Below are 14,770 nucleotides of genomic sequence, written 5' to 3'. Positions count from 1 at the left end.
CCGGACATGTGTCACTTGTCTGTCAACGCGCGCCGGCCCCAGGGGCCGGGTGCCGCTATCGCGCTATTCGATCCGCAAACCAACCTTGATCGTCACCTGCCAGTAGGTGACCTTGTCGTCTTCGACCTGGCCCCGCGTTTCAGTGACTTCGAACCAGTGCAGATTGCGTAAGGTCTTCGACGCTTTGGCAATCGCGGTCTTGACGGCGTCGTCGCTCGATACCGTCGACGAGCCGGTCAGTTCGATCTGTTTGTAGACGTGGTCTGACATGAGCTTCCTCCTTGGTCTTCGTTGGTGTCCAGAAAGTATAGGCAACGGGAAACGCCGCACGTGCGGCAAATGCGGCGGCAAACGCCACACGTGAGCGGCCCATCGGCGAGTAGTGCCGCACGTCGTGTGCCCGGTAGCCGATGACGGCGATGGGGCTTGCCGAGGCCGATCTGTCGGCCTTCATCGACGTTTTGCAGACGCCAGGCGGCACCTCGGGCGGGTAGCACGAAGTGCGCGACGAAGTGCGCGTGGGTTGCATTCGCGATAACCTGCTAAAATATTAGGTTTTTCGCCGATATCACATTCAAAGGGACGCGCCGTGCTGTCTACCGCCAATATCACCATGCAATTCGGGCCGAAGCCCCTCTTCGAGAACATTTCGGTCAAATTCGGGGGTGGCAACCGCTATGGCCTGATCGGTGCTAACGGTTGCGGTAAATCCACCTTCATGAAGATTCTGGGTTCCGACCTGGAGCCGAGTTCGGGCAACGTCATGCTCGAACCGAACATTCGCCTAGGTAAATTGCGCCAGGACCAGTTCGCGTACGAAGACGTGCGCGTGCTCGACGTCGTGATGATGGGCCACGCCGAAATGTGGGCCGCGATGACCGAGCGCGACGCGATCTACGCGAACCCCGACGCCACCGACGACGACTACATGCACGCCGCCGAGCTCGAAGCGAAGTTCGCGGAATTCGACGGCTACACCGCCGAAGCGCGCGCGGGCGAGCTGCTGCTTGGCATCGGCATCGCGATCGAAGATCACAACGGCCCGATGAGCAATGTCGCGCCGGGCTGGAAGCTGCGCGTGCTGCTTGCGCAGGCGTTGTTCTCGAAGCCGGACGTGCTGCTGCTGGACGAACCGACCAACAACCTGGACATCAACTCGATCCGCTGGCTGGAAGACGTGCTCAACCAGTACAACTCGACGATGATCATCATCTCGCACGATCGACACTTCCTGAACCAGGTCTGCACGCACATGGCCGACATGGACTTCGGCACGCTGAAGGTCTATCCGGGCAACTACGACGACTACATGCTGGCCAGCACGCAGGCGCGCGAGCGACAGCAGAACGCCAACGCGAAGGCGAAGGAACGCGTCGCCGACCTGCAGGACTTCGTGCGCCGCTTCTCGGCGAACAAGTCGAAGGCGCGTCAGGCCACCAGCCGTCTGAAGATGATCGACAAGATCAAGATCGAGGAATTCAAGCCGTCGTCGCGGCAGAACCCGTTCATCCGCTTCGAATACGAGAAGAAGCTGCACAACATTGCGGTGGTGGCCGAGAAGATCTCGAAGAAGTACGAGCGTACCATCTTCAACGACTTCAGCATGAGCGTGCAGCCGGGCGAGCGGATCGCGATCATCGGCGAGAACGGCGCGGGCAAGACCACGCTGCTGCGCTCGCTGCTCGGCAAGCTCGAACTCGATCACGGCAGCGTGAAGTGGGCGGAGAACGCGAGCGTCGGCTACATGCCGCAGGACACGTACGAAGAGTTTCCGGACGACGTCACGCTGATGGACTGGATCGACGGCTACCGCCAGGAAGGCGACGACGAGCAGATGGTGCGTGGCACGCTCGGCCGCCTGCTGTTCAACGCGGACGACATCCGCAAGTCGGTCAAGGTGCTCTCCGGCGGCGAGAAGGGCCGCATGATCTGGGGCAAGCTGATGCTGGGCCGCCACAACGTGCTGCTGATGGACGAGCCGACCAACCACATGGACATGGAATCGATCGAGTCGCTGCAGATCGCGCTCGACAAGTTCGAAGGCACGCTGATTTTCGTTTCGCACGACCGCGAATTCGTGAGCGGCCTCGCGAACCGGATCATCGAAGTGAAGACCAATGGCACGTTGAACGACTTCGGTGGCAACTACGAAGACTTCCTGCTGAGCCAGGGCGTGCAGTAAGCGTCAACGAAGCAGGCGCGATTCGCATTACCTTGCAGCGCAAAGCCCGCTTCTTCGAAGCGGGCTTTTTTTATCGGGTGTGCGGCGTATCGTCTCGTATCGCATTGAGTATTCGCTACGGGTGATCGGCATCAACCCAATACTGCGCGTGCTGGCCGAAGCGGCTCCCGAGGACATCGTCGAATTCGTCAGTGTGACGGGCTTGCCCGCGCGCGCCGTGAAGACGCCGTGGCTGATGCGCTATCTGCGCCATGAAACGAAAATCCGCGACAAGATCGGCGCGCTTAAACACGCGTGTCCCACCGCGCTCGAATGCCTGAACGTGTGCGGCTGGCGCGACGGTATCGAAAAGCTCGGTCACTTCTGCATCGATACGCGACTCGCTGCGGCCTTGCGTGGCGACGTCGCCAACGGGCTCTTCTCTCGCGGGCGCGAAGCGTTGCCGTTCGGGACGGCGATTCGCAGCGTGCACGATCTGATCGAACTGCTGCTGAGCGGCGCGACGCGACCGGCTGTCGCAGGGCGCCGGTCATTCTAGCTGGGTTGATACGGGTCAACGCGGCGTCAGATGGAAGCTTCGACAATCCCCGCATGACATCGACATTCATCACACGGGGAAGCGCATGAAGTGTTCGCTCAGAAAGAAAATCAAGGCCGCCGCTGCAACGAGTCTGCTTTGCGCGGCCGCGCTGGCACCGCAGGCGCAGGCCGCCGGCGACGCGATGAGCGGCATTCACGCCGGCGACGTGCTGATGCGTCTGCGCGCGATCAGCATCATCCCGAACGTGAGCACGAGCCAGACGCTGACGGCGCTCAGCGTCGGCGTCAACAATGCGATCGTGCCCGAGCTGGATCTGACCTACATGATCCGCGACGAACTCGGCGTCGAGCTGATTCTCGGCACGCCGCGCCATCAGGTGACGTCGAGCCTCGGGGGGCTCGGCGGCGTGAACCTGCTGCCGCCCACGCTGCTGCTGCAATATCACTTCAATCACGCGGGGCGCATCCGTCCGTATCTGGGCGCGGGTTTGAACTACACGCTGTTCTACAACAACGGCCTGAGCGCGGGCGGCCAGCCCATCGCGATCAGCAATCACAGCTTCGGTCCTGCGTTGCAAGCCGGTATCGACGTGCAGGTCACCAAGACGCTGTTCGTGAATGCGGACATCAAGAAGATCTGGATGCACACGGACGCGTCGCTCGGCGGTCAGTCGCTCGGCAGGTTGAGCATCGATCCGGTGATCGTCGGCCTGGGTGTGGGTATGAAGTTCTGATGGCGGCGCGGCGCTAGCCGCGTGCGGCTCGCCAGACGAAACGCCGGGCGTGATCCCGGCGTCTTTTATCAGCGCAGCGCTGTGCGGGCGCGGGGCCGGCGGGGCGCGGGCCTACAGATGCCCCAAAAAGATGCCCCAAAACCGCGCGAGGCTTTAAAGCCTGTCGTTCTGAAAGCGCATCGCGGTGCCTTCCTGCTCGATGCGCACCCACACGGCGCGCTTTTCCTCGTCGCTCAGGAACACCCAGTTCGACACTTCGGTGGCGGTGCGGCCACAGCCTTTGCAAACTTCGTCGAAGAGCGTGGAACACACGCCGATGCACGGGCTGTCGGGAAGATCGTGGAGATTCGAAGACATCGAAAACCTTGGAGCGAAGAGACGAAGTTCCGCTATGTTAACCGATGCGCGGCATGCGCCTCGCCGCAGCAGCCAGCGCAAACCCCGGCGTGGCGATGCCTCTACACGTCATCACCCGCGACCCGATGCTCGCTGCCCGCAAGCAAAGGCAAACGCGCACAGACCGCTTCTCCTGCCACGACGCTGTGGAAGCGCCGCGTCATCCGCCAAACGCCAGTTGCCACAGCAGCGCACCGTTGAGCACGATGATGAACGCCGCGGACAGCCACGCGAGCGCGAGCGGCACGCCGCGCACGCGCCAGCCGCGCATCAGGCCCTCGTCAGACGTGTAGCGGATCAACGGCACGACCGCAAGCGGCAGTTGCAGGCTCAGCACCACCTGGCTCGCCACCAGCAACTGGTTGGAGCCGTGCTGGCCGAACAGCGCGACCGCGAACAGCGCTGGCCCGATCGCGAGTGCGCGGGTGAGCAGCGCGCGCTTCCAGCGCGGCAGGCGGATCTGCAGAAAGCCTTCCATCACTGCCTGACCCGCGAGCGTCCCGGTGACGGTCGCGCTCAGGCCGCAGGCGAGCAGCGCCGCCGCGAACAGAATGCTGGCCCAGTGCGTGCCGACGAGCGGCGCGATCAGCCGATGGGCGTCGGCGAGATCGGTGACGTCGCGATAGCCGCTCGTATAGAACACCGCGGCCGCCACGATCAGCAGCGCCGCGTTGATCACGAAAGCAAACGCCAGCGACGCGAACGTATCGATGTTGACGACCTGCAACGCGACCTTGATCTGCGCGTCGCCGCCTTCCGGCGCGTGATGCTTGACGAGCGCCGAGTGCAGGTAAAGGTTGTGCGGCATCACCGTCGCGCCGACGATGCCCGCCGCGAGCCACACCATGCCGGCGTTCCTCAGCAGTTCGACGCTCGGCGCGGCGCCGGCGAGCGCCGCGTGCCAGTCGGGCCGCGCCAGCGCCAGCTGTACCACGAAGCACAGGCCGACGAAGCCGATCAGCGCCGCGATCACCGCTTCGAGCTTGCGGCCGCCTTTCTGCTGAAGCGCGAGCAGCGCGAACGTACACACCGCCGACATCAGTACGCCGACCGTCAGCGAGACCCCGAGCAGCAATTGCAGCGCGACGGCGCTGCCGACCACCTCGGCGACGTCGCACGCGATGATCGCGATCTCGCTGGTCAGCCACAGGAAGAGGGTGCCGCGCCGACCGGTACGCTCGCGGCAGACCTGCGCGAGATCACGCCCGGTCACGACGCCCAGCCGCGACGACAGCCACTGCAGCAGCATCGCCATCACGCTCGCCAACAGCACCACGCCGAGCAGCCGGTAGCCGTAGCCCGCGCCGGCGCCGAGCGCGGTCGCCCAGTTGCCGGGGTCGATATAGCCGACCGCGATCAGCGCGCCTGCGCCGACGAACGAGAGCCAGTGCGCCGGACGCGGCGAACCATCGCCGGGCACACGCCGGCGGCGGTTGGGCCGTAACGCGAAGGGATTGGTGTTCATCGATGCCTGAGGTTCGGGACTGCATGCTCCCGCAAGCCACGTGCCCAACGCGTAGGCGTCGGCGGCGCATGGGGCCGGCCAGACACGGCGGAACCGGTGAACGAGCGGGGCTGCGCCGGTTGCCGGTCCTCCAGCTGCTATTGTGCACCGTCGGCCGGCGCACGGTGCATACGCCGGCCGGGTGTTCGCGGTAGCTCGTCCGGCGAAAGCCGAAAGCAGGGGAATTCGCAACCGCCTGCCAGCAAAAATATGCCGCCCATCGACCACCAGCCGCCCCCATTTCAGGACCGCGCCCACGCCCCGGCCGCTTCGACCCGGCAGCCGGACAACGACAAAGCCCCTCCCGGGGCATTATTTCGGGTAGACACGCGCCGATAACCCGCTAAAATTGCGGCCATTTTCCAGCGGTGCGGCCTGTGCTGTACCGTTTGCGCGACAGCGCGGCGTTATTTTTTGGCCGCGCAATAATTGATGGTAGCTTTCGTGGTTTTCAGGGGAGCCGTGTGCGCAATGCCGCGGCATGAGTGACGACGGTCGGCGCGAGCGGGCCACGATCGGAGAACGGGATGAAAAGACGGGTACTGGGGCAAATGGTGGCGCTGGTCTTGTGTGCGACGCCGTGGTTGACGGCCGCTGCGAAAGACACTCAACTGAACGTGTACAACTGGTCCGATTACATTGCCAAGGACACCATTCCGAACTTCACCAAGCAGAGCGGCGTCCAGGTCAAATACGACAACTACGACAGCGACGATACGCTGCAGGCGAAGCTCCTCACCGGCAATTCCGGCTACGACATCGTCGTGCCGACCAGCAACTACGCGGGCAAGCAGATCGCCGCGGGCATCTTCGAGCCGCTCGACAAATCGAAGCTGCCGAACCTGAAGTACCTCGACCCATCGCTGATGGCGCTGGTGGCGGGCGCCGATCCGGGCAACAAATATACGGTGCCCTGGGCGTACGGCACGACCGGTCTCGCGTACAACGTCACCAAGGTGCAGCAGATTCTCGGCAAGAACACGCCGCTCGATAGCTGGGACATCCTGTTCAAGCCGGAAAACATTTCGAAGCTGAAAGCATGCGGCGTGTCCGTGCTCGACGCGCCGGACCAGATGTTCGCCGCCGCGCTGCACTATATGGGCAAGGACCCGATGAGCACGAACCCTGCCGACTACCGCGCCGCGCTCGCCATGCTCAAGAAAATCCGCCCGTACATCACGCAGTTCAACTCGTCGGGCTATATCAACGACCTGGTCGGCGGCGATGTGTGCTTCGCGTACGGCTGGTCGGGCGACGTCGTGATCGCCAAGCATCGTGCGATCGAAGCGAAGAAGCCGTACAAGATCGAGTATTTCATTCCGAAGGGTGGCGCGCCGGTCTGGTTCGACGTGATGGCGATTCCGAAGGACGCGAAGCACAAGGAAGCCGCGCTCGAGTGGATCAACTACATCGAAACGCCGCAGGTGCACGCCGCGATCACCAACTCGGTCTACTATCCGAGCGCCAACCTCGAAGCGCGCAAGTACGTGGACAAGGACGTGGCGAACGACCCGGCGGTGTACCCGCCGCCCGAGGTCATCAAGACCCTGTTCCTGCTCAAGCCGCTGCCGCAGGAAATCCAGCGGCTGCAAACGCGGCTGTGGACTGAACTCAAGTCCGGCCGCTGACCCGCGGCAACAGTGAACGGGTAAGCATCATCAAGAAGCCCTCGGTGTTCACCGGGGGCTTTGTTCGTCAAACGCCGGAGTGAAGCAGCATTATGATGAGTAGTGACCAGTCGGGCGCGGTGGCAGGAGCGGCCGCTCCGTCGCGGGGCCAAGGTGCCGTTACAGGCGCCGGCGCGGGCGCCGGTACGGGCGACGCAGCGGACCATTTCATCCAGATCGTCGACGTCGTGAAGAAGTTCGGCGAGACCGTCGCCGTCAAAGAGGTCAACCTGTCGGTGAAGAAGGGCGAGCTGTTCGCGCTGCTCGGCAGTTCCGGCTGCGGCAAGTCGACCTTGCTGCGCATGATGGCCGGGCTGGAAACCGTGACCTCGGGCAAGATCCTGATCGATGGCGAGGACCTCGCGCAATGGCCGCCGTACCGCCGGCCGGTCAACATGATGTTCCAGTCATATGCGCTTTTTCCGCACATGACGGTGGAGGCGAACGTCGCCTTTGGTCTGAAGCAGGAAGGCGTGCCGAAGGCCGAACTGAAAGAGCGTGTGCAGACCGCGCTCGATCTCGTGCAGATGGGCCGTTTCGCGAAGCGCAAGCCGCATCAGTTGTCGGGCGGCCAGCAGCAGCGCGTGGCGCTGGCGCGTTCGCTCGTCAAGCGGCCCAAGCTGCTGCTGCTCGACGAGCCGATGTCCGCGCTCGACAAGCAGATCCGCCAGCGCACTCAGATCGAACTGGTCAATATTCTCGACCAGGTCGGCGTGACCTGCATGATGGTCACGCACGACCAGGAAGAAGCGATGACGATGGCCGACCGGCTCGCCGTGATGAGCGAAGGCCAGATCGTCCAGCTCGGCACGCCGCATGAGGTGTACGAGTATCCGAACAGCCGTTTTTCGGCGGAGTTCATCGGCTCGACCAATCTGTTCGAAGGCCACACGGTCGAAGACGAACCCGACTACGTGTTCATCGAAACGCCCGACCTGCCATGCCGCCTGTATGTGAGCCATGGCATCACCGGGCCGCTTGGCATGCCGGTGACGATTTCGGTGAGGCCCGAGCGCATCGCGCTCACGCGCAAGCCGCCCGAAGGCGCATACAACTGGGGCAAGGGCGTCGTCACGAATATCGCGTACATGGGCGGCTATTCGCTGTATCACGTGAAGCTCGACGGCGGCAAGACGGTGATCGCCAACGTGACGAGCCTCGCGCTCACCGAGATCGATCCGCCCACGTGGGGCGACGAAGTGTACGTGCGCTGGAGCGCCTCGGCCGGTGTGGTGCTGACGTCATGAAGCGCGCGCTCGATGCCTTCGTCAACTGGCCGGTGCGGCGTTTCAATCTGAGCGGTCGCAGCGCGGTGGTGGCCGGGCCGTTCGTCTGGCTGCTGCTGTTTTTCCTCGTGCCGTTCCTGCTGGTCGTGAAGATCAGCTTCGCCGATTCGCAGCTTGGCATTCCGCCGTACACGCAGCTGGTGAATTTCGCCGAAGGCGCGATTCACATCACGCTCGACCTGTCGCATTACGCGTTTCTGCTGACCGACAGCCTCTATTTCGCGACCTATGTGAATTCGCTGGTGGTCGCCGCGATTTCGACCGTCCTGTGTCTGCTGATCGGCTATCCGATGGCGTACTACATCGCGCGCTCGAATCCGGCGACCCGCAATCTGCTGATGATGGCCGTGATGCTGCCGTTCTGGACCTCGTTCCTGATTCGCGTGTACGCATGGATCGGCATCCTGAAGAACAACGGCTTGCTGAACAACTTCCTGATGTCGATCGGCCTGATTCATTCGCCGATCGAGCTGTATCACACGAACACCGCCGTCTACATCGGCATGGTGTATTCGTATCTGCCGTTTCTCGTGATGCCGCTGTACGCGCATCTGGTGAAGATGGACCTGACCTTGCTCGAAGCCGCGTACGACCTCGGCGCGAAACCGTGGAAGGCGTTCTGGAAGATCACGTTGCCGCTGTCGAAGAACGGCATCATCGCCGGTTGCCTGCTGGTGTTCATTCCCGCGGTGGGCGAGTACGTGATTCCCGAATTGCTGGGCGGCGCGGATACGCTGATGATCGGCCGCGTGATGTGGAATGAGTTCTTCGACAACGCCGACTGGCCGATGGCGTCCGCGGTGACCTGCGCGATGGTGTTGCTGTTACTGGTGCCGATGGCGTTTTTCCAGCGCGCGCAGGCCAAGGCGATGGAGGAGAGGCGCCAATGAAGCCGAACCGGATGTTGCAGTTGATTGCTCTCGGGATCGGGTTTCTGTTCCTGTACATCCCGATCGTGAGTCTGGTGGTGTATTCGTTCAACGAATCGCAACTGGTCACGGTGTGGACGCGTTTTTCGCTGCGCTGGTACGCAGCGCTGCTGCGCGACGACGAACTGATCGCGGCGGCTTGGCTGTCGCTGCGGGTGGCGCTGCTGACGGCGTTCGCGTCGGTGATCATCGGTACGTGGGCCGGTTTCGTGCTCGCGCGAATGGGGCGGTTTCGCGGCTTCACGCTGTATACCGGCATGATCAACGCGCCGCTGGTGATTCCCGAAGTGATTCAGGGCATCTCGTTGCTGCTGCTGTTCATCGAAATGGCCCGCTGGCTCGGATGGCCGGCCGAGCGCGGCGTGTTCACGATCTGGATCGGCCACGTGATGCTATGCATTTCGTATGTGGCCATCATCGTGCAGTCACGTGTGAAGGAGTTGCACCCGTCGCTCGAAGAGGCCGCGCTCGATCTGGGCGCCACGCCACTGCGCGTGTTCTTCTCGATCACGCTGCCGCTGATTTCTCAGGCGCTCGTGTCCGGCTGGCTGCTGTCGTTCACGTTGTCGATCGACGATCTGGTGCTGTCGGCGTTTCTCTCGGGTCCCGGCTCGACGACGCTGCCGCTGGTGGTGTTCTCGCGCGTGCGGCTCGGGTTGAACCCGGAAATGAACGCGCTCGCGACGCTGTTCATCGCGCTCGTGACAGTCGGCGTGGTGGTGGCCAACTACTTCATGCAGCGCGCCGAGCGCAAGCGCACGGTGATGGCGTTTTAGGGCGGTGCGCCGCGAGTGCGGCGCACCTTCAGCTTCATGCCGCCATGCAGGCAGGCGCGCCGCGCGCGTTCAAACCTTGTAGCCGATCCGCACACCCCCCAATGGCGTCCGCCGACGAACACCGGCGCCGATGCGTCCTTCATCAGCACGAACTGGCCGCCGCCCATATCGCGGCGGTAAGTCTGCAGCAGAAACTTCTTCGTGTGCGAGGCGGCCGCGATGCCGGTGCGATCGTCGAACATGCGCCGGTTGCGGCAGTTCGCCATGTTCCACACGACGTCGTCGCGCGGCGGCAATGAGAACTTCAGGTTGTGGGTCGGCAGATAGCCGCGCGCATCGACCGCGGCGCAGAACGCAACGCGTGGATCGAGATTGAGCAAGGGTTCCTGAATCGCGGGCAACACGCGGTCGGTGAAAGCGGTGAAGCGCGTCAGAAACTGCGGCGGGTTGGTCCCCGTCACCGGCACGTAGCGTTGATCGAACAGATCGTCGAGCGATACGTCGCCACGCGCAACGGCCGCTTCGAACAGCTTGCTCACCGTCGCGGCGGCCTGCTGCACCGCTTCGATGAAACGCGTGTCCGTGGTTTCGACGCCGGTCGCGGCGGTCAGTTCGATCAGCGTCTCGGACACGCCGAGCAGATTCCCCAGGCGGTCCTTCGCCTGCGCGAAGTTCTCGCTCGAATGCTCGACACCACTCGCCATTTCCAGCACCTGCGCTTCGAGTCCGTCACACTGCGTTTCGATTTCGCCGGTCAATGCCGCGATCTGGCCGGCCTCGTTGTTCAACCGCGCGATCGCGTCGCCGGTTGCATGCACGACGTCGCCGATCTTGCGCGTGCCTTCGCGCACGCGATGCGCCCGCGCGGTGTTCACCGAACCTTCGTTGATCAGCTGCTCGGTCTGCTGCGTGAGTTGCGCGAGCGTCGTCTCGATCTGGCCGGTGGCCTGCGCGGTTTTCGCCGACAGGTTCTTCACCTCGGCGGCCACCACGGCGAAGCTGCGGCCCGATTCACCGGCGCGCGCGGCCTCGATTGCGGCATTCAGCGCCAGCAGATGGGTTTGACGGGCGATCAGCGAGATTTCCTCGGACACGCGGCTCACGTGCGCCAGCGCGCTGCGCAGTGCGCCGATCTGGCTTTCGATCACCGTCACGCCCTCGACCAGCCCGTGAATATCGGCAAGCGATGCTTCGAGCGTCTGTTGCGATCCCTGCACGCCGGTCGCGGCCTCGGCCGATACGCTGCGCATTTCGCGCGCGGCCGCGGCGATGCGATGATTGCCCGCCAGCGTTTGCGCGGCGGATTCGCGCAGCGCCCGACATACTTGCGCCTGGCGCTGCACGCGCGCGGCGACTTCCTCAACGTGCCCCGACACGTCGCAAATCTCGATGCTCAGTTTGCCGGCTTGCGCGGCAATATCGCCGACGACCGTGTGCGAACGGGCCGTTCGGCGAAAGCTGAAACGCGTCATGGACGTCTCCTTGATGGCGCGGGTGGTGCAGATGGAGCGCACGATTGTGATACGAACGCCGTCATCCTGCGCGGATGCAGCGTCTTCTGCCTGCGTTTACGGCACCCTTTCAGGCGACTTGATACGGGGTATCCCGCAGTCGGTATGATGTGCGGTCGAACTGCGCCTTGCAGCCTTTCCTTTTCCTAGCGGTAACGATGATCGACTCTTTTGCGCGCATTTCGGGCTGGGAACAGCTCTATCATCTGTGGGAGCTGCTCGTGATGCTCGCCAGATTTCTGTGGGGGCTATTGCGTCTGCTCGGAGGGGGGTGAGCCCCCGCATCCATGACGGACTTCGCGCGCGGAATGCGACTCGCAAACTCGGCCGCGTGCGCGGTCGGGATCCAGCGATTCCTGGCATCCCATAGCACCAGCGCGGGCACGTCGAGCGTCTTCAGCACGTCGGTGTCGACTTCGCTGAAATCTAGTGTCGGCACCTTCTTGCCGATCGCGGCGCGCGTGCCTTCTCCGTAGAAGAAATCGACGTAACGCCGCAGCGTCGCCGCGTCGATCTTGCTCGGGTCGCCATAGACATTGCGCACCGCGCTTTTGATGATCGCTTCGGGCAGCCACCACGACGAATTCGCCCATGAACGTCATGAGCTTGGAGCCGTGCTGCGTGTAGCGGGCGCCGCAGTTCGGCGCGCGGCACGCTGGTGATGTGCTGCAACTGTTTCATCTGTCGGCCGAATATATCGACGCGGATGCCGCGCGTCGCGAGGCGCTGATCGATTACGCGGAACGCTTCATCGTGAGGCTGGTTGGGGGCTCGGTGCTGCTTGGATTGAAGCTCTGCGAGCCAATGTCTCGTGTGGTCAATCGGCAGAGAGAAAAAAAACAGGCTCCGAGGAGCCTGTTTTTTATTGACGCGACCCATGCCGATGGACGTTGCGTCGCGCATCGGCATGCATGAGCACACGCTGTTTCAGGTATCGGTCCAGCCGCCGGAATCGTCGTTGCTGCCCATGTCGACACCGCCGCCACCGTTATCGTTCCAGTCGTTCGAGCCTTGGCCGAAATCGAGGCCGCCGCCATTGCCGCCGTCGTTGCCACGGCGCCGTGCTTCGTCGTCGACGATCACGTCGCGCTCCACCACGCGATCGCGTCCGGAGTTGAGCGCTTCGCCGAGCAGCACGCCGGTGAGGAGACCGCCCATGCCGCCACCGAAACCACCACCGCCTTGCTGCACGATGACCGGCGGCTGTTGCTGATACGGGCCTTGCTGCGGATAGGGCGCTTGCGGCGGATTGCCAAAGCGTTCGGCTTCCCGCGCATACGGCGACTGCTGCTGGTTGCCGGCGGCCGCTGCGGCAGCTGGATCGGGCCGCCCGTCAGCGCGTGCGCGCAGGCTGGCGAGACGCTGTTCGAGTTCGTCGAGCTGATACGGCGGCAGCGGATTCTTGCCATTCGACAAACCCTCGACGACGCCGCGCAATTGATCTTCGGTTGCTTCGACTTCCTTCTCCAGCGCCTCATGACCCGGCGCGGTGGAGAGTTTCACGTCGAGCTTCAGCGAACGCACCGCGTTGAGCATGTCGGTCGCGCGCTTGAGCTGCTCGCGACGATCGCCGTCGGCGCGCGTGTCGTCCCGCGTGCGGGCGCGGCGCAAAGTCCAGCGCAGCACCAACGCAATTACGCCAATCAGAACAATGATGCCGATCCACATACCGACCCCCGGACCATGTTGTTGCGCTTGCGGCTGCATTGCCGACTGTTGCTGCACAGCAGGCGCATTCTGCTGCGCGAACGGATTCGCGGCACGACCCGTCGTATTGGCGCCCGCACGCTCCGCGTCCCTGCGCAGGCGTGATTCGGTTTGCGCGAAGCGGGTCGGGTCCGTGAAGCGGATTTGCGGGTCGAGCGTCTTGGCCTGTTGCAGTTGGGCGAGCGCGTCGCCATAGCGGCCTTCGCGATCGAGCACCTGGCTATACAGATAATGCGCGCGGGCGTTGTTCGGATGGGCCTGCAGCACCTCGCTCAGACCGGCATCGGCCTGCTGCCAGTTGCCTTGCGACATCGCCGATTCGATCTGCTGAACGGTGGGCACGGCGAACGCCGCGGCCGACACCAACAGCAGCGAAGCGAACGCGGTTGCGAAAAATTTTTTCATTTGCGGGCCGGGCGCATGGCGCCCGTCTCCTTGAGTCGTTACCAGTGGCCGCGCGGATGATCGGCCGGCATGCTGGCGCCCGTATGAGGCCGCCGGCATGTACTGCCGTGCGATTACTGGGCCGGCGTATTGAGCTGCTTCTTCAATGCTTCCAGACGATCTTCGACGGACGGGCCGCGGTTCAAATCTGCGAGCTTGTCGTCGAGGGCCTTGCCGCTCTTCACGTCGGCGGAATTCAGACGGGCGTCAGAGCGGGCATTCGACAATGCCACCTTGTCTTCGAGCTTCTGGAAATCTTCGGAAAGATTCTTGCCGCCGATGCCGCCCAATGCGGTGGCCGCGACGTCTTTCGCTTCGGCGATCTGCTGCTTCGCCTGCAGGATGTTGGAACGCGCGTTCAGGTCGTTGCGGCGGCTGCGCATGTCTTCGATCTGGCTCTTCAACTGCGCGACCGACGGCTCGAGCGTGGTCAGCTCCTTCGTCAACGCATCGCGTTCGGCTTCGGCTGTCGCCTGCGCGCCGAGGGCTTCGCGGGCGAGTGCTTCGTCGCCGGATTGCAGCGCGCGCTTCGCGCCGTCTTCGTACTTCTTCGCCTTGTCCGCGGCAACATCGCGCTTGCTTTGCTGTGTGGCCACTTGCGCCTGAATCTCGATCAGCGAGTTCTCGGCCTTGCCGATGCTTTCGTCGAGTTCGCGCACGATCTGGCGCGAGTCGCGCGACGGATCCTGCACAGAGTCGGCCGCGTCGTTCAGGAGACCTTTGAGCGTGCGCGAAATGCTGTCAAAAAGCGACATGAAAACCTCCAAAGAATGGTGTTGGCGCTGAATAATCCCGCGCGCTTAACTGCTTTTCACTGCTACTCTACGCCGCCGCGCACGAAGCTGCGCAAACGTTCGGACCGGAGTTCGGGGCGCGCTCGCCAATTGCAATAGCGAAGCCGTGAATTGTCCGGTTCGAAAGTTAAAACGGCGAATAGTTTCAAAGGTTAAATCGCGCGAGGAGTCTTCGACTTGACCGCGAATATACACCACGCGTGCTCCTAAAAACGGCTGGCGGGCGCAATGACTCATTGCCTCGCCCGGGGCGCGGCAGGCGAGGGGGAAGTGAGCAAAAAAGGGGCTATGCGCCGTGGC

At 63.2% G+C, this 14,770-nt stretch carries 12 protein-coding genes and 3 pseudogenes; 8 read left to right on the top strand and 7 right to left on the bottom strand.

Annotated elements, in window-relative coordinates:
• Window positions 1–63: 63 nt before the first annotated feature.
• A complete protein-coding gene (locus HV770_RS32555; RefSeq protein WP_175165603.1) occupies window positions 64–270 on the bottom strand; it encodes a dodecin in 207 nt (68 codons plus the stop codon).
• A gap of 319 nt (window positions 271–589) precedes the next feature.
• Between HV770_RS32555 and HV770_RS32550 the strand changes: the two genes are divergently transcribed.
• The 3 genes and pseudogenes from HV770_RS32550 (at window position 590) to HV770_RS32540 (ending at window position 3,456) form a co-directional block, all read left to right on the top strand.
• A complete protein-coding gene (locus tag HV770_RS32550) occupies window positions 590–2,182 on the top strand; it encodes an ABC-F family ATPase (RefSeq protein WP_175165602.1) in 1,593 nt (530 codons plus the stop codon).
• A 145-nt stretch (window positions 2,183–2,327) separates the two neighbouring features.
• Window positions 2,328–2,720: pseudogene (locus tag HV770_RS32545) on the top strand (nitronate monooxygenase); the annotation flags it as partial.
• A gap of 85 nt (window positions 2,721–2,805) precedes the next feature.
• Window positions 2,806–3,456: an OmpW/AlkL family protein gene (locus HV770_RS32540; protein WP_175165601.1), complete on the top strand. Its 651-nt coding sequence runs from the start codon at window positions 2,806–2,808 to the stop codon at window positions 3,454–3,456.
• Between the two features lie 153 nt (window positions 3,457–3,609).
• Here HV770_RS32540 and HV770_RS32535 read toward each other — a convergent pair whose 3' ends face one another.
• Together HV770_RS32535 and HV770_RS32530 are read right to left on the bottom strand one after the other, a co-directional pair.
• Window positions 3,610–3,813, bottom strand: coding sequence for a DUF1289 domain-containing protein (locus HV770_RS32535; protein ID WP_121317842.1), 204 nt, complete (start codon window positions 3,811–3,813; stop codon window positions 3,610–3,612).
• 199 nt (window positions 3,814–4,012) lie between these two features.
• Window positions 4,013–5,317: an Nramp family divalent metal transporter gene (locus HV770_RS32530; protein WP_175165600.1), complete on the bottom strand. Its 1,305-nt coding sequence runs from the start codon at window positions 5,315–5,317 to the stop codon at window positions 4,013–4,015.
• Between the two features lie 566 nt (window positions 5,318–5,883).
• Between HV770_RS32530 and HV770_RS32525 the strand changes: the two genes are divergently transcribed.
• The 4 genes from HV770_RS32525 to HV770_RS32510 all read left to right on the top strand — a co-directional run bounded on the left by HV770_RS32525 (window position 5,884) and on the right by HV770_RS32510 (window position 10,014).
• Window positions 5,884–6,984, top strand: a complete 1,101-nt coding sequence (locus HV770_RS32525) for a polyamine ABC transporter substrate-binding protein (RefSeq protein WP_175165599.1) — start codon at window positions 5,884–5,886, stop codon at window positions 6,982–6,984.
• A gap of 92 nt (window positions 6,985–7,076) precedes the next feature.
• Window positions 7,077–8,270, top strand: coding sequence for an ABC transporter ATP-binding protein (locus HV770_RS32520; RefSeq protein ID WP_425497521.1), 1,194 nt, complete (start codon window positions 7,077–7,079; stop codon window positions 8,268–8,270).
• Window positions 8,267–9,199: an ABC transporter permease subunit gene (locus HV770_RS32515; RefSeq protein ID WP_175165598.1), complete on the top strand. Its 933-nt coding sequence runs from the start codon at window positions 8,267–8,269 to the stop codon at window positions 9,197–9,199. The genes HV770_RS32520 and HV770_RS32515 overlap by 4 nt, the downstream gene beginning before the upstream one ends.
• A complete protein-coding gene (locus HV770_RS32510) occupies window positions 9,196–10,014 on the top strand; it encodes an ABC transporter permease subunit (RefSeq protein WP_175165597.1) in 819 nt (272 codons plus the stop codon). The genes HV770_RS32515 and HV770_RS32510 overlap by 4 nt, the downstream gene beginning before the upstream one ends.
• A 69-nt stretch (window positions 10,015–10,083) precedes the next feature.
• Here the strand turns inward: HV770_RS32510 and HV770_RS32505 are convergent.
• Window positions 10,084–11,486, bottom strand: a pseudogene (locus HV770_RS32505) (methyl-accepting chemotaxis protein).
• A gap of 241 nt (window positions 11,487–11,727) precedes the next feature.
• Window positions 11,728–12,069 carry an alpha/beta fold hydrolase gene (locus HV770_RS32500; RefSeq protein ID WP_246291410.1) on the bottom strand — a complete coding sequence of 114 codons (342 nt, stop codon included), beginning with the start codon at window positions 12,067–12,069 and terminating at the stop codon, window positions 11,728–11,730.
• A gap of 119 nt (window positions 12,070–12,188) precedes the next feature.
• Here HV770_RS32500 and HV770_RS32495 point away from each other — a divergent pair.
• A pseudogene (locus HV770_RS32495) lies at window positions 12,189–12,308 on the top strand (TetR family transcriptional regulator); the annotation flags it as partial.
• A gap of 144 nt (window positions 12,309–12,452) precedes the next feature.
• Here HV770_RS32495 and HV770_RS32490 read toward each other — a convergent pair.
• Both HV770_RS32490 and HV770_RS32485 read right to left on the bottom strand, forming a co-directional pair.
• Window positions 12,453–13,637: a tetratricopeptide repeat protein gene (locus tag HV770_RS32490; RefSeq protein ID WP_175165595.1), complete on the bottom strand. Its 1,185-nt coding sequence runs from the start codon at window positions 13,635–13,637 to the stop codon at window positions 12,453–12,455.
• Window positions 13,638–13,750: 113 nt separating this feature from the next.
• A complete protein-coding gene (locus HV770_RS32485; protein WP_175165594.1) occupies window positions 13,751–14,431 on the bottom strand; it encodes a PspA/IM30 family protein in 681 nt (226 codons plus the stop codon).
• Window positions 14,432–14,770 lie beyond the last annotated feature (339 nt).

The organism is Paraburkholderia fynbosensis (genome assembly GCF_902859935.1).
GTDB lineage: Bacteria > Pseudomonadota > Gammaproteobacteria > Burkholderiales > Burkholderiaceae > Paraburkholderia > Paraburkholderia fynbosensis.
The sequence above is the reverse complement of the archived record's forward strand: the minus strand, read 5'-3'. Positions and strand labels throughout refer to the sequence as shown.

What these genes read in the sequence shown, in the direction of transcription:
- HV770_RS32535 (WP_121317842.1), bottom strand. Translation starts at nt 3,813, where the DNA reads ATGTCTTCGAATCTCCACGATCTTCCCGACAGCCCGTGCATCGGCGTG.
- HV770_RS32520 (WP_425497521.1), top strand. Translation starts at nt 7,077, where the DNA reads ATGATGAGTAGTGACCAGTCGGGCGCGGTGGCAGGAGCGGCCGCTCCG.
- HV770_RS32490 (WP_175165595.1), bottom strand. Translation starts at nt 13,637, where the DNA reads ATGAAAAAATTTTTCGCAACCGCGTTCGCTTCGCTGCTGTTGGTGTCG.
- HV770_RS32485 (WP_175165594.1), bottom strand. Translation starts at nt 14,431, where the DNA reads ATGTCGCTTTTTGACAGCATTTCGCGCACGCTCAAAGGTCTCCTGAAC.
- HV770_RS32525 (WP_175165599.1), top strand. Translation starts at nt 5,884, where the DNA reads ATGAAAAGACGGGTACTGGGGCAAATGGTGGCGCTGGTCTTGTGTGCG.
- HV770_RS32555 (WP_175165603.1), bottom strand. Translation starts at nt 270, where the DNA reads ATGTCAGACCACGTCTACAAACAGATCGAACTGACCGGCTCGTCGACG.
- HV770_RS32540 (WP_175165601.1), top strand. Translation starts at nt 2,806, where the DNA reads ATGAAGTGTTCGCTCAGAAAGAAAATCAAGGCCGCCGCTGCAACGAGT.
- HV770_RS32510 (WP_175165597.1), top strand. Translation starts at nt 9,196, where the DNA reads ATGAAGCCGAACCGGATGTTGCAGTTGATTGCTCTCGGGATCGGGTTT.
- HV770_RS32515 (WP_175165598.1), top strand. Translation starts at nt 8,267, where the DNA reads ATGAAGCGCGCGCTCGATGCCTTCGTCAACTGGCCGGTGCGGCGTTTC.
- HV770_RS32530 (WP_175165600.1), bottom strand. Translation starts at nt 5,317, where the DNA reads ATGAACACCAATCCCTTCGCGTTACGGCCCAACCGCCGCCGGCGTGTG.